Annotated in this window: 12 protein-coding genes and 1 tRNA gene; 8 read left to right on the top strand and 5 right to left on the bottom strand. The window is 66.1% G+C overall.

Annotated elements, in window-relative coordinates:
* The 3 genes from ACZZZM_RS00365 to ACZZZM_RS00355 all read left to right on the top strand — a co-directional run bounded on the left by ACZZZM_RS00365 (position 1) and on the right by ACZZZM_RS00355 (position 3,707).
* Entirely contained in the window at positions 1–1,350 is a 1,350-nt protein-coding gene (locus ACZZZM_RS00365) for a formimidoylglutamate deiminase (RefSeq protein WP_463593128.1), read from the top strand.
* Positions 1,347–2,003 (top strand): UTRA domain-containing protein, encoded by a 657-nt coding sequence (locus tag ACZZZM_RS00360; protein WP_463593127.1) that lies wholly within the window; start codon positions 1,347–1,349, stop codon positions 2,001–2,003. Before ACZZZM_RS00365 ends, ACZZZM_RS00360 begins: the two co-directional genes overlap by 4 nt.
* Before the next feature lie 69 nt (positions 2,004–2,072).
* Entirely contained in the window at positions 2,073–3,707 is a 1,635-nt protein-coding gene (locus ACZZZM_RS00355; RefSeq protein ID WP_463593126.1) for a hypothetical protein, read from the top strand.
* On the opposite strand, the gene ACZZZM_RS00350 is transcribed toward ACZZZM_RS00355, so the two are convergent.
* Positions 3,704–4,834, bottom strand: coding sequence for a cytochrome-c peroxidase (locus ACZZZM_RS00350; RefSeq protein WP_463593125.1), 1,131 nt, complete (start codon positions 4,832–4,834; stop codon positions 3,704–3,706). The genes ACZZZM_RS00355 and ACZZZM_RS00350 overlap by 4 nt on opposite strands.
* A gap of 62 nt (positions 4,835–4,896) precedes the next feature.
* Positions 4,897–4,971 (bottom strand) — tRNA-Thr (locus ACZZZM_RS00345).
* 91 nt (positions 4,972–5,062) lie between these two features.
* Here ACZZZM_RS00345 and ACZZZM_RS00340 point away from each other — a divergent pair.
* Positions 5,063–5,194, top strand: coding sequence for a hypothetical protein (locus tag ACZZZM_RS00340; protein WP_463593124.1), 132 nt, complete (start codon positions 5,063–5,065; stop codon positions 5,192–5,194).
* On the opposite strand, the gene ACZZZM_RS00335 is transcribed toward ACZZZM_RS00340, so the two are convergent.
* Together ACZZZM_RS00335 and ACZZZM_RS00330 are read right to left on the bottom strand one after the other, a co-directional pair.
* Complete coding sequence (locus ACZZZM_RS00335) at positions 5,161–5,310, bottom strand: hypothetical protein (protein WP_463593123.1); 150 nt, start codon at positions 5,308–5,310, stop codon at positions 5,161–5,163. The genes ACZZZM_RS00340 and ACZZZM_RS00335 overlap by 34 nt on opposite strands.
* Positions 5,277–7,073, bottom strand: coding sequence for an aminopeptidase P family protein (locus tag ACZZZM_RS00330; protein WP_463593122.1), 1,797 nt, complete (start codon positions 7,071–7,073; stop codon positions 5,277–5,279). The genes ACZZZM_RS00335 and ACZZZM_RS00330 overlap by 34 nt, the downstream gene beginning before the upstream one ends.
* Before the next feature lie 106 nt (positions 7,074–7,179).
* Here ACZZZM_RS00330 and ACZZZM_RS00325 point away from each other — a divergent pair, with 106 nt between their 5' ends.
* The gene (locus ACZZZM_RS00325; RefSeq protein WP_463593121.1) at positions 7,180–8,232 is read left to right on the top strand and encodes a DSD1 family PLP-dependent enzyme; all 1,053 of its coding nucleotides are present in this window, start codon (positions 7,180–7,182) and stop codon (positions 8,230–8,232) included.
* On the opposite strand, the gene ACZZZM_RS00320 is transcribed toward ACZZZM_RS00325, so the two are convergent.
* Positions 8,229–8,567 (bottom strand): hypothetical protein, encoded by a 339-nt coding sequence (locus ACZZZM_RS00320; protein ID WP_463593120.1) that lies wholly within the window; start codon positions 8,565–8,567, stop codon positions 8,229–8,231. The genes ACZZZM_RS00325 and ACZZZM_RS00320 overlap by 4 nt on opposite strands.
* Positions 8,568–8,689: 122 nt before the next feature.
* Between ACZZZM_RS00320 and ACZZZM_RS00315 the strand changes: the two genes are divergently transcribed.
* From ACZZZM_RS00315 to ACZZZM_RS00305, 3 genes are all read left to right on the top strand, one after another.
* On the top strand, positions 8,690–9,445 hold the full coding sequence (locus ACZZZM_RS00315; protein ID WP_463593119.1) for an energy transducer TonB: 756 nt from the start codon (positions 8,690–8,692) through the stop codon (positions 9,443–9,445).
* Between the two features lie 77 nt (positions 9,446–9,522).
* Positions 9,523–11,586, top strand: coding sequence for a S9 family peptidase (locus ACZZZM_RS00310; RefSeq protein ID WP_463593118.1), 2,064 nt, complete (start codon positions 9,523–9,525; stop codon positions 11,584–11,586).
* Positions 11,583–12,026, top strand: coding sequence for a hypothetical protein (locus ACZZZM_RS00305; protein WP_463593117.1), 444 nt, complete (start codon positions 11,583–11,585; stop codon positions 12,024–12,026). Before ACZZZM_RS00310 ends, ACZZZM_RS00305 begins: the two co-directional genes overlap by 4 nt.
* Positions 12,027–12,084: the final 58 nt, after the last annotated feature.

Below are 12,084 nucleotides of genomic sequence, written 5' to 3'. Positions count from 1 at the left end.
ATGCAGCATCTCTGGTTCGAAAGCGCGTTGCTCGCGAGTGGCTGGGCGAGGCATGTGCGGATCGGACTTGCCGACGGCAGGATTGCCTCGATCGAATCCGGCGTAGCGGTGCAGCAGACGGACGAGCGGCACGGAGTGGCGCTGTCGGGCCTGTGCAACGTCCACAGCCATGGCTTCCAACGCGGCATGGCCGGACTCTCGGAGCGACGCGGGCGGCCCGACGACGATTTCTGGAGCTGGCGCGAAGTGATGTATCGCTTCCTCGATCGGCTGACCCCCGAGGATATCGCCGCAATTACCGCGCAGGCCTATGTCGAGATGCTTGAGACGGGCTTCACGCGGGTCGGCGAGTTTCATTATCTCCACAACGACGCGGACGGCGCGCGCTATGCCGATCCGGCCGAAACCGCGGGGGCGATCGTCGCTGCGGCGGAGGCGAGCGGGATCGGGCTGACGCTGCTGCCGGTATTCTATGCGCACGGCGATTTCGACGGTGCACCGGCTGCGCCTGGGCAGCGGCGATTTTTAAGCGATATGGACGGGTTTGCGCGGCTGCTGGAGGCGAGCCGGGCGAAGCTGCCGGCCGATGCAGTGCTCGGCATCGCGCCGCATTCGCTTCGGGCAGTGACGCCGGAAGAACTCGCCGCGCTCCTGCCGCTCGCGAAGGGGGGACCGATCCATATCCATGCTGCCGAGCAGACCAAGGAAGTCGAGGCGTGCATCGCGTGGAGCGGCGCGCGGCCGGTGGAGTGGTTGCTCGATAATGCCGGCGTGGATGCGCGCTGGTGCCTGATCCACTCAACGCATTTGAGCGATACGGAGTGCGACCGGCTGGCGGCGAGCGGAGCCGTCGCAGGGCTGTGCCCGGTGACCGAAGCCAATCTGGGCGACGGGATATTCCCGGCAATCCGCTACCTTGAGCAAGGCGGGCAGTTTGGCGTCGGCACCGATTCGAACATCCTGGTCGATGCCCCCGGTGAACTGCGCGGCCTCGAATATTCACAGCGGCTGGCGCATCGGCGGCGGGCTTTGCTTGCCGACGACGCGGTGCCTTCGGTCGGGCGAACCCTGTTCGATGGGGCGCAGGTCGGCGGAGCGCAGGCGCTGGGCGTTGAGGGCGGGCTGGCAGTTGGCGCTGCTGCCGACATGGTTGCCCTCGATCTCGCCCATCCGGCGTTGGCGGGGATGCGCGAAGACACATTGCTCGACGCGTGGATCTTTGCGGCACGGCATGGCGCAGTGGAGAGCGTGTGGCGGGGCGGACGCAAATGGGTGTCGGGCGGGCGGCATGTCGCGGCAGATGCGGTGGCGGCCCGCTACCGGGCGACGGTGGCGGCGCTGCTCGCATGACGGTTGAGGAGCGCATCCGCTCGGATGTCGAGCGCCGCGTCCATTCGGGCGAGTGGCGGCCCGGGGACCGTATCCCCTTCGAGCACGAGCTGGTCGCCGCGTATGGCTGCTCGCGCGCGACCGTCAGCAAGGCGCTGACGCGGCTGGCGCGGGCGGGGCTGATCGAGCGGCGGCGCAAGGCGGGGTCGTTCGTCGCCGATCCGCAGGTCCATTCGGCAGTGCTCGAAGTGCCCGATCTGGCGGCGATGATCGCGGCGCGGGGCGAGGTTTACCGCTGGGAATTGCGCGAGCGGCGCGTGACCGAAGAACTGCTGGTTATCGGCGTGCACCATGCCGCCGGACGGCCCTTGTGCCTCGAGACGCGCACTATCTTCCTGCCCGCGGTCCCCGACGCCGCCGACGAACCCTTTGCGGAAGTATCGCCCGGAAGCTGGCTTCTGGGGCACGTTCCCTGGACGCGGGCGCGGCATGGGATTCGAGCCGTCGAGGCTGGTCCCGACCAGGCCGCCTTGCTGCAGATGGGGGTGGGCGGCGCGTGCCTTTCGATCGAACGACGAACCTGGCGAGTCGATGCGCCGGTGACGTTGGTCGAGCAGCTTTTTCCCGGCGACCGCTACGATATGACGGCGGAGTTCAGGCCGGGGGGCGTATGACAATGCACAGGCCGAAATCCGCCAGATCGAACCTGTGCCTTTCCCCGCAGAAAGGCGTATGTTGCGATTATGAGTAACGATTCCATCCCGTTCGCCCCGCTTCCCACTCTTGTTTCGCGCCGCAGTGCGCTGGCCATGCTGTCGTCGTCGGCAGTGCTTGCGGCATGCAGCAATGGCGGCGGCGGGGGTGGGTCGCCTGCGCCGAGCCCGGCACCCACGCCTACGCCCACGGCAACCTCCACCCCCACGCCGGTGTCCGGGCCGGCATGGTTCGGCTATGGCCGCGATGCGCAGCACACTGCGGTGAGCGCGATCGCATCGCAGGATCTGGGGCGCATTTCCTGGTCGACCGCCGTCGATCTGGCGCCGCAATATACGCCGTCTGGCGCCTTGCTCACGCATTACGGCTCGCCGGTGGTGACGACGAACAACATCGTGGTGATCCCGGTCAAGACCACGGCCACGGGCGGCTACCGCGTCGAAGCCCGCACGGGCGCGAACGGCGCGCTCTTGTGGTCGGCGGCCACCGATTACGTCACGCCGCCGCGCAATTGGTTGCCGCCCTATAATCTGCTGCTGACCGAGCAGGGCCGCCTCTACGCCCCAGGCGCTGGCGGCAAGCTGCTGATGCGGCTCGACGCCGAGCCCGGCAGTGCCGCCTTTGCTGCGCGGGTTTTCTACGGTGCTGCGACCTATAACGCCAATCCCGCTGCGTTCGACGGGACCGTCTTCATCAACACGCCGCTCACTGCCGATGCGCAGGGCAATGTCTTCTTTGGCTTCGTGGTTACCGGCGCGAACCCGGCGGGTCTGGTCAGCGGCATCGCGCGGGTCGCGCCCGATGGGACGGGGATCTGGGTCGGCGCGGCTGCGGCTGCCAGCGATCCTACCGTCCAGAAGCCCGCAATGAACTGCGCTCCCGCGATCTCGATCGATGGCGGCACGGTCTACATCGCGGTGAATCGCGGCTCGACCACCGCGACGCAGACCGGCTTTCTGCTCGCGCTCGACAGCACGACGCTGGCGACGCGGGCCAGGGTGGCGCTGACCGACCCGAATTTGCTCACTCCCGCGCGGATCAGCGACGATGGCACCTCATCGCCGGTGATCGGTCCTGACGGGCGCGTATTCTATGGCGTGCTGGAAGCGCAGTTTCCGACGCACAATGCGCGCGGCTGGCTGTTGCAGTTCGATGCGCTGCTCAATCCGGTCGGCGTGCCGGGCAGCTTCGGCTGGGACGTGTCGCCCAGCGTGATCCCGGCATCGATGGTGCCGTCCTATGCCGGCCCATCGACCTACCTGCTCGCGCAGAAGTATAACAATTACGCCGGAGTCGGCACGGGCGACGGCCAGAACCGGATGGCGGTGCTCGACCCGAAGACAGCGCAGGCCGATCCGATCGTGCCGAGCGTGGAAGTGATGCGCGAAGTGCTGACGATGCTTAGTCCGACGGCGGATGGCGCCTCGGCCACCGCCAAGCGCGAATGGTGCATCAACACGATGGCGGCGGATCCGCTGCGCAGGTCGATCCTGGCGAACAACGAGGATGGCGTGCTCTACCGCTGGGATCTTGCGAGCAACACGCTGTCGCAGAACCTGCGGCTCAATTCGGGCTTGGGCCAGGCCTATACGCCTACGCTGATCGGCGCCGATGGCGCAATCTATGCGATCAGCAATGCGACCTTGCATTCGATCCGCGCCTAGCGGCGGAAGGGGTCGCTGAAGCGCGGATCGCCGGTAAGGGCCGGGTCGGAGAGCGTCATCAGGAACGCGACCAAAGCCGCCCGGTCCGCTGCGCCTAGGTTCAACCGCTGCGGCTGGCGGCCGCGCCGCAGGCGATCGTCAAGTGCCGGGCCATCCTGAATGCCGTGATCGTAGAAGTCGATTACTTCGGCCAGGGTGGTGAAGCGACCATCGTGCATATAGGGGCCGGTGAGCCCGACACTGCGCAGCGAGGGCGCCTTGAACAGGCGGGTCTCGCCGGCATCCAGGCCGTTGCTGCGCGCTTCCGTCGCCAGCGTGAAGGTCGGCGGGCGATGACAGGAAGAACAGCCGGCGCCGCCTTGCTGGGCACTGGCCATGAACAAGTGCCGGCCGCGATTCTCTTCGCGCGACAGGTTGGGCAGATCCATGTCCAGCGCGCGGTTCGGCGCGGTGGCGGAGAAGACCTGGGCGTAGCCCGTGTCCCACCGGCTGGTGCTCGAGATCATCGCGCGGACGAACTGGGCTAGCGCGTTCTGAATCCGTGGTTCGGTGATCGTGGCGCTGCCAAAGGCCCAGGCGAACAGGTCCGGATAATAGTCGGTCGCGGCCATCTTGCGCATCAGGGCGTCGAAGCCGCCCGCGGCGCCCCCCCAGCCCAATTCGACCAGGCTGTGAAAGGGGTGGCTGGCCTGTGCCTCGATGCTCGGCGCGCGCCTGTCCCAAAAGGTCGAACCGGGCTGCCAGTAACGCAGATTGCCGAGTCGCATGGCGTGGAAATCGGTGATCGCAGCGCCGCTGACGCCGTTGCTGAAGCGCATCGAATCGGTGAAGCCGAGCGCCTGCTGGTGGCAGGCGGCGCAAGAGGCGCGGTCGTTGGTGCTCAGCCGGAGATCGTAGAACAGCACACGTCCAAGCGTCGCCACCTTGTCATCAACAGCGTTGGCGGCGGGGCTATTGTCGAGCGCCGCTACGGTCTTGTCGAAATAGGCTGGGAGCTTTGGGGCAGAATAATTGGCGACATGCGCGAAATCGATGGTGGTGCGTGCGGCGACGCCTGGCGGAGTGGGGGTCTGGCTGCCGCATGCGGCCAAGGTCAGTGCCAGGGCGGTCAGGACCAATCGTCTCATGCTCCCCCTCCCCAGCCGCGTTCCTGCCCCCCATGGGGTAATTTCTGATTCTACAGGAAAAATGGTGCTGCCGGTGAGGATTGAACTCACGACCTCAGCCTTACCAAGGATGCGCTCTACCACTGAGCTACGGCAGCACTCGCTAGGCCAGGGGCCCGGGCGGGAGGGGCCTATGTGCTTGGGGCAAGGCGATTGTCAACCTTGGCCCGGACGGTTTATCGCTGCGCCATGAACGAAGCGGAGAAGAAAGCGCGGCTGGCCGAGGCGCTGAGGGCCAATCTGCGCAAGCGCAAGGCCCAGTCCCGCGAACAGGCCGCGGACGAGGCTCAGCGCGTGCGGACCCATTCCGATGCCGAATGACCCATCATATAGGCCTGATCGATGATCGCATGCGGCCCGAGCAGATAGATTGCCATGCTCGCCGCCCCCGCGGCAAACCACATCAGCTTACCGGTGCGCACTTCGCTTCCAGCCATCGCAATTCGTCCCCACCCAATTGCGGGCCAACGATCTGCAGAACCCGCGCATGATAGGCATTGAGCCAGGCAAGTTCGTTTTGAGTCAAAAGTTTAGGTAAAATCAGCGTTCGCTCTATCGGTGCGAAGGTCAGCGTCTCGAATGCCAGCATCTGCTGCTCGGCGCCGGCGATCGCCTTTTCGACGACGAGGACGAGGTTCTCGATGCGGATGCCATATTCGCCAGCCTTGTAATAACCGGGCTCGTTTGAGAGGAACATGCCGGCCTTCAAGGGCTCGAGCGCCTGGCCGCCGGGATAGAAGGGCTGGGCGATTCGCTGCGGGCCTTCATGGACCGAAAGATAGGCGCCGACGCCGTGGCCGGTGCCGTGGCCGTAATCGAGTCCGACTTCCCAGAGCGGCGCGCGGGCGAAGCTGTCCAGCTGGGCGCCGACGGTGCCGACCGGGAAGATCGCAGTGGCGATGCCGATATGGCCCTTGAGAACCCGAGTGAAGCGGTCCTTCATTTCCTCGCTTGCCTCGCCTACGGGCATGACGCGCGTCACGTCGGTAGTGCCGTCGGCATATTGGCCGCCCGAATCGACCAGATAGAGCTGGCCGCGCTCGATCGGCAGGCTCGATTCTTCAGTGACCTTATAGTGCGGGCTGGCGCCATTCGGGCCGGTAGCGGAGATAGTGTCGAAGCTCAGATCCTTGAGGACGCCCGTTGCCTCGCGGAATTCGCGGAGCTTGTCGGCCGCGGACATTTCGGTGAGCCCGCCCCGCGGTGCGGTTTCCTCGAACCATTTGAGGAAGCTGACGAGTGCCGCGCCGTCGCGGGCCTGCGCCGCCTTGTGCCCAGAGATTTCGGCAGGGTTTTTGATCGCCTTGGCAAGGATCACCGGATCGCGCAGCGGCAGCACCTTGGCGCCGCCGGCATCGAGCGCATCGAAGATCGCGGCGACGGCGCTGCCGGGATCGGTGGCGACGCGCTTGCCCTTGAAGCTGGCGAGTGCGGGCGCGAAGGCGGCACGCGGATGCAGCCGGATCGCATTGCCGAGATGCTGGGCGACCGCGTCGGTCATCTTTTCAGGCGCGACGAACAGATCGGCGGTGCCGTCCGAATTGACGATGGCATAGGCCAAAGCAACGGGGGTGTGGGTGACGTCGTTGCCACGGATGTTGAATGCCCAGGCGATCGAATCGAGCGCCGACAGCACGACGGCATCGGCCTTGCGCTCGTGCAGCCAGTCGGCGATTTCGGCGCGCTTGGCGGCGGAGGATTTACCCGCAGCCGAATCGTCCTGAACCGATAGCGTGGCGCCCGAAGGCTGGGGGCGATCAGGCCAGACCGCGTCAATCGGATTGGTATCGACCGCGACCAGCTCGGCACCTTTTTCGGCGAGCGCCTTGCGCGCTTCCTCGACCCAGGCACGGGTGTGCAGCCATGGATCGTAGCCGATCCGGCCGCCCTCGGGAGCATGCTCGCCGAGCCAGGAGGCGATGCTGACCTGGGGAACGGGGACATATTGCCAGTGATCGGCGGAGACCTGCTGGCGGACCTGGAGCGTATAGCGCCCATCGGTGAAGATCGCGGCTTCCTGCGACAGCACGACCGCGGAGCCGGCCGAGCCCTGAAAGCCGGTCAGCCAGGCGAGCCGCTGGGCATATTCGCCGACATATTCGGACATGTGCTCATCGGTGAGCGGCACGACGAAGCCGTCCAGGCGGTCGCGCTTCAATTGATCGCGCAAAGCCTGGAGGCGGTCGGCATAGCTGGACATTGCGAGTCTTCCGGTGGGAGGGTTGGCGGACGCTTTGCTCCCGATTGCGGCAAAAGTCAGCACCCTGCGCTGTTCTGCCGGCCCGGAATCGCGCTAGGCTGTGTGGATGGACCGTGCCTTTTTCCGCGAAGATCTGCCGACTCCGGCGCTCGTGCTCGATGCTGCGGCGATGGACCGCAACATTGCGGCAATGGCGGGGTTTGCGCGCGAACGGAGCCTAGCGCTCCGGCCGCATGCGAAGACGCACAAATCGGGCGAGATCGCGCGGCGTCAGATCGCGGCGGGCGCGGTTGGGATATGCTGCGCCAAGCTGAGCGAGGCGGAGGCGCTGTCGGCGGAGGGGGTGCGCGATATCCACCTGACATCGCCGGTGGTGACGCGCGGCGGGATCGCGCGGCTGACGGCGCTCGCGGAGCGGATCAGGCTGTCTGTGGTGGTCGATCACCCGGACAATGCCCGCGCACTGGCCGGGTGCGGGGCGAGCCTGTTTGTAGACATCGACCCTGGGGTGCACCGGACGGGGGTGACTTCGCCCGAGGCGGCGGTGGCGCTGGCCAGGGCGATCGGGAGCATCGGCGGGGTGCAATTCTATTGCGGCTCGGAGCAGCATATCGGGCGCGAGGTGGAGCGTCGCGCGGTGCTGGCGGAGAAGACGGGCTATCTGCGGACGGTGCTGGACGCGCTGCGCGCCGATGGCGTTGAAGTTCCGGTGGTGACGGGGGGCGGGACGGGAAGTTTTGCGATCGACGCCGATCTGGCTGTGCTGACCGAATTGCAGGCCGGTTCGTACATCTTCCTCGACCGCGAATATCGCGACTGCGAGCTGGGCGGGCCGGCGTTCGAACCGGCGCTGTTCGTGGATGCGACGGTGGTGAGCGCCAACGTGCCCGGCCGCGTGACGATCGATGCGGGGCTCAAGGCGTTTGCGGCTGATGCCGGCGTGCCAGTGGCGTGGGCGGGCGCGGAGGGGCGCTATGTGTTCATGGGAGACGAGCAGGGCGCGCTGATTGGCGACAAGCTGCCGGGCCTGGCGGACCGCGTAACGCTCATTCCGCCGCACTGCGACCCGACGGTGAACCTATACGACCGCTATGCCATCACAGACGGCGACGCAGTGACCGGCTTCTGGCCGGTCACTGCGCGCGGTTGCTCTACTTAGCGGCGACGGCGGATATAGGTGCAGCGTTCCTTGGCAGTGATCGAGCGATCGATCGCGCGGCCGCCGAGCGCGCCGCCGACTGCACCGGCGACGGTGCCGAGAAGGCCGCCACCGATGACCTGCGAGCCGACCACTGCGCCGCCGACGCCGCCTGCGACGAGGCCGGTGGTGCCCGAAGAGCGGCGGCACTTCTTGATGTAGCGCGCCTTGCTGTAGTTCGTGCCGGCATAATAACGCGACGAGCGGGCCTGCGCCTCGGCAGAATCGACCGGAAGCGCAACGCTGACCGGAACAGCGACGGCAAAGGCGGCGAGAGTGAAGAGCATCTTACGCATTACGAATTCCCTTGTTGCAAACTGATCTGTGTCAAACCCGGGCGGCGACCGACAAGTTGCATGAACTGAAAACAACCTGTCGTTCAGCGGATCGCATGGGCGTGTGGGCGCATTGAGCCAGCATGTATGCGCGTATCGATCCCCGCAGCCGGGTGCTGAGCGCGGCAGGCGCAATCGCAGTGCAGGTGGCGCTGCTGCTGATCCTGGTGCAGGGACTGGGCGTGCGGATCGCGCCCGAGGACAAGCGCGCGATGCAGGTGCTCGACTTCGCACTCGAGCCGCCGCCGCCGCTGGAAATCCAGCCCGAGCGGCCATCGGCGCCCAAACCGCGCGAGGAAGGCGCCGCCGCGCCGCCCAATCTGGTTTCGCGCGCCACCGAAGTGGCCGCGCCTCCGCCGATACTGCCGGTGCCGGTGCCGGTGCCCGCCGCGACGGCGCCGGCCCAGGGGGCGGATGCCTCGTCGGGCGCGGCGCCCGTCGCTGGGCCGGGGACGGGAGCCGGCGGGCAGGGCCAAGGCACTGGAAGCGGCGATGCCGGAAATGGTCCCGGTGGCGGGGGCGGGACCGTGTTGCGGCTGCTGAAAGGGCGCATCGACAATCGTGACTATCCGCGCGCCGCAGCGGATATGGGCGAGAGCGGAACCGTGGGGTTGCGCTTCGTCGTCGGCGTGGACGGGCGCGTGAGCGATTGCCGCGTGACGCGATCGAGCGGCAGCGCGGCGCTGGACGAAGTGACGTGCCGGCTGATCCGCCAGCGCTTCCGCTATGCGCCGAGCCGCGATGCGCGGGGGCGGCCCTATGCCGATGTGGTGACGGGGGAGCAGGTGTGGGAATTGTATGCCGATCCGGAGAAGGAGGGGCGGAGGAGGGAGGATTAGCAGGTCTGCAGGCACCCTCCCCTTCACGGGAGGGGCTTAGTTATCGACAGGCTTAGCCGGTGCGGTAATGAGGTCGCATGACCGATACCCCCAAGCCGCCGATCGCGGCGACGCGTCCGCATAGCTTTACCGCGCATAATATCCAGGTCGACGATCCCTGGGCGTGGCTCAAGGATCCCAATTATCCCGACGTTACCGACAAGCAGGTGCTCGCCTATCTTGAGGAGGAGAATGCTTATTTCGAAGCGGTGATGGCGCCGCACAAGGCGCTTTCCGAGCGGCTGTTCCAGGAGATGCGTGGGCGGATCAAGGAAGACGAATCGACCGTGCCGCAAAAGGACGGGGATTGGGTCTATTGGACCGATTACGAGACCGGCGGCGAATATCCGCGGCATTGGCGGCGGCATGTCGACGGCGGCGTGGACCAACTGATCCTCAACGAGCCGGCATTGGCGCAGGGCAAGGAATATTTCCGCCTCGGAGCGGCTTCGGTGAGCCCCGATGGACGCTGGCTGGCTTATGCAGTGGACGATAATGGCTCGGAGCGGTTCGAGGTTCGGGTCAAGGATCTGGAGAGCGGCGAGCTGCTGGACGACACGATCCCGGGGATGCTTTCGGAGATTGTCTGGACCGCGGACTCCAAGGGGTTTCTTTATGGCGTCGCCAACGAGCAATGGCGGACCGACAATGCGCGATGGCACAAGCTAGGCGAGCCGGTCGCGGACGATGTGGAGCTGTTTCGCGAGGCAGACGAGGGCTACCGCGTCGCAGTCGGAGAGACGGGATCGCGCAAATGGCTGCTGATCTCGACGGGCGACCATGTCACCAGCGAAGTCTATCTATTGCCCGCGGACAACCCGGTCGCGCCACCGGTGATGGTGGCGCCGCGCAGAGCGGGCCGCGAATATGATGTCGACGAGCATGACGGCACGCTGTTCATCCACACCAACGATGTGGATCCGATGTGGCGGCTGGTGACGGCTAGCGTCGAGGCGCCGGGCGAATGGATCGAGCGGATCGGCCCTTCGAAGCATTTCTACATGACCGGCGTCGAGTGTTTCGCGGACTTCTTCATCGTCGAGGGGCGCGAGGATGGGCTCGATCAGGTCGAGCTGCATCGCTACGATCCCGCGATTGCGCCGGTGCGGCTGAAATTTCCCGAGGCAAGCTATGTCGCGGGGAGCGGGGACAATCCCGAATACGACATCCAGAAACTGCGGCTGGGCTATGAATCGATGGTCACGCCGGGGACGGTCTATGACTATCATGTTGCCACCGGCGCGCTCGAGACGCTCAAGGTGCAGGAGATCCCGAGCGGTTACGATGCGAGCAGATACGCGACCGAGCGGCTCAAGATAGCAGCACGCGACGGGACCGCAATTCCGGTGTCGATCGTCTATCCGAAGGACTTTCCGCGCGACGGCACCGGCAAGCTCTATCTCTATGCGTACGGCGCCTATGGCTATGCGATCCCGCCGGGCTTCTCGACCAGCCGGATGTCGTTTCTCGATCGCGGCATGGCATTCGCCATTGCGCATATCCGCGGCGGCGACGATCTCGGGCAGCAATGGTATCTCGATGGCAAGCTCGAGAAGCGCGCCAATACGTTCAACGACTTTGTCGATGTCGCCAGGGGGCTGATCGTGCAGGGCTTCACCCATGCAGGCGGGATCGCGATTGCGGGGCGCTCGGCGGGGGGCGAATTGATGGGGGCGGTGGTCAATAGCGATCCGGAATTGTGGGGCGCGGTGGTGGCCGATGTGCCGTTCGTCGATGTGCTCAACACGATGCTGGACGAGAGCCTGCCTCTGACACCGGGAGAATGGCCCGAATGGGGCAATCCGATCGAGGATCCGGCGGCGTTCGAACTAATCCGCGGCTATTCGCCGTACGACAATGTGAAGGCGCAGGACTATCCGCCCTTGTTCATCTCGGGCGGGCTCAACGATCCACGGGTGACCTATTGGGAGCCGGCGAAATGGGCGGCCAAGCTGCGCGCGACCAAGACCGATGACAATGTGCTGCTGCTCAAGACCAATATGGGCGCGGGGCATGGCGGCAAATCCGGCCGGTGGGAGAGCCTGAAGGAAGCCGCGGACGAGATGGCCTTCATCCTCTGGCAATTAGGAGTCGAGCAATGATGCTGTTCTATGCGCTGGCGCTGCTCGCGCCCGATCCGACGCCGGAGGCGCTGGCGCTCGGCAGGCGGCTGGCCGAGGCGGGGACGCTGGCGGCGCTGCTGCCGGTCAAGATCAAGCAGGAGACCGAGGAACTGGTCGCCGAGCATCCCGATTGGAGCGATGCCGACAAGCAAGCGTTGCGCGCCGAGGCGGCCGTCCAGGGCCAGGCAGGAGTCGAATTGCTGATGGACGCGACCGGGCGCGCTTATGCCAAGAGTCTGTCGATCGAGGATCTGCGCGTGCTGGTGAGCTTCAACGAAGGCGCGGTGGCGAAGCGCTGGCGCGACGCGACCCCGGCCGCGATCATGGCGGCGATGGGCGAGGCAGGCGCGATCGATTTCAAGGGCGACACGCGCAAGGCATTCTGCGCCAAGACCGGCAAGGGCTGCCCGGCGCGCTGAGTCCGCACCCAATCCGGATTTTAGGGAGAATTGGGTGCGGACCCCCAGCCGGCCGCGC

It is taken from the genome of Sphingomonas sp. AC522 (genome assembly GCF_979258125.1).
Note: the sequence above shows the minus strand (reverse complement) of the source record. Positions and strands in the feature narration are given on the sequence as shown.

Excerpts from the sequence above, each read along its gene's own strand:
- ACZZZM_RS00365 (WP_463593128.1), top strand. The coding sequence starts at position 1 with ATGCAGCATCTCTGGTTCGAAAGCGCGTTGCTCGCGAGTGGCTGGGCG.
- ACZZZM_RS00360 (WP_463593127.1), top strand. The coding sequence starts at position 1,347 with ATGACGGTTGAGGAGCGCATCCGCTCGGATGTCGAGCGCCGCGTCCAT.
- ACZZZM_RS00355 (WP_463593126.1), top strand. The coding sequence starts at position 2,073 with ATGAGTAACGATTCCATCCCGTTCGCCCCGCTTCCCACTCTTGTTTCG.
- ACZZZM_RS00350 (WP_463593125.1), bottom strand. The coding sequence starts at position 4,834 with ATGAGACGATTGGTCCTGACCGCCCTGGCACTGACCTTGGCCGCATGC.
- ACZZZM_RS00340 (WP_463593124.1), top strand. The coding sequence starts at position 5,063 with ATGAACGAAGCGGAGAAGAAAGCGCGGCTGGCCGAGGCGCTGAGGGCC.
- ACZZZM_RS00335 (WP_463593123.1), bottom strand. The coding sequence starts at position 5,310 with ATGGCTGGAAGCGAAGTGCGCACCGGTAAGCTGATGTGGTTTGCCGCG.
- ACZZZM_RS00330 (WP_463593122.1), bottom strand. The coding sequence starts at position 7,073 with ATGTCCAGCTATGCCGACCGCCTCCAGGCTTTGCGCGATCAATTGAAG.
- ACZZZM_RS00325 (WP_463593121.1), top strand. The coding sequence starts at position 7,180 with ATGGACCGTGCCTTTTTCCGCGAAGATCTGCCGACTCCGGCGCTCGTG.
- ACZZZM_RS00320 (WP_463593120.1), bottom strand. The coding sequence starts at position 8,567 with ATGCGTAAGATGCTCTTCACTCTCGCCGCCTTTGCCGTCGCTGTTCCG.
- ACZZZM_RS00315 (WP_463593119.1), top strand. The coding sequence starts at position 8,690 with ATGTATGCGCGTATCGATCCCCGCAGCCGGGTGCTGAGCGCGGCAGGC.
- ACZZZM_RS00310 (WP_463593118.1), top strand. The coding sequence starts at position 9,523 with ATGACCGATACCCCCAAGCCGCCGATCGCGGCGACGCGTCCGCATAGC.
- ACZZZM_RS00305 (WP_463593117.1), top strand. The coding sequence starts at position 11,583 with ATGATGCTGTTCTATGCGCTGGCGCTGCTCGCGCCCGATCCGACGCCG.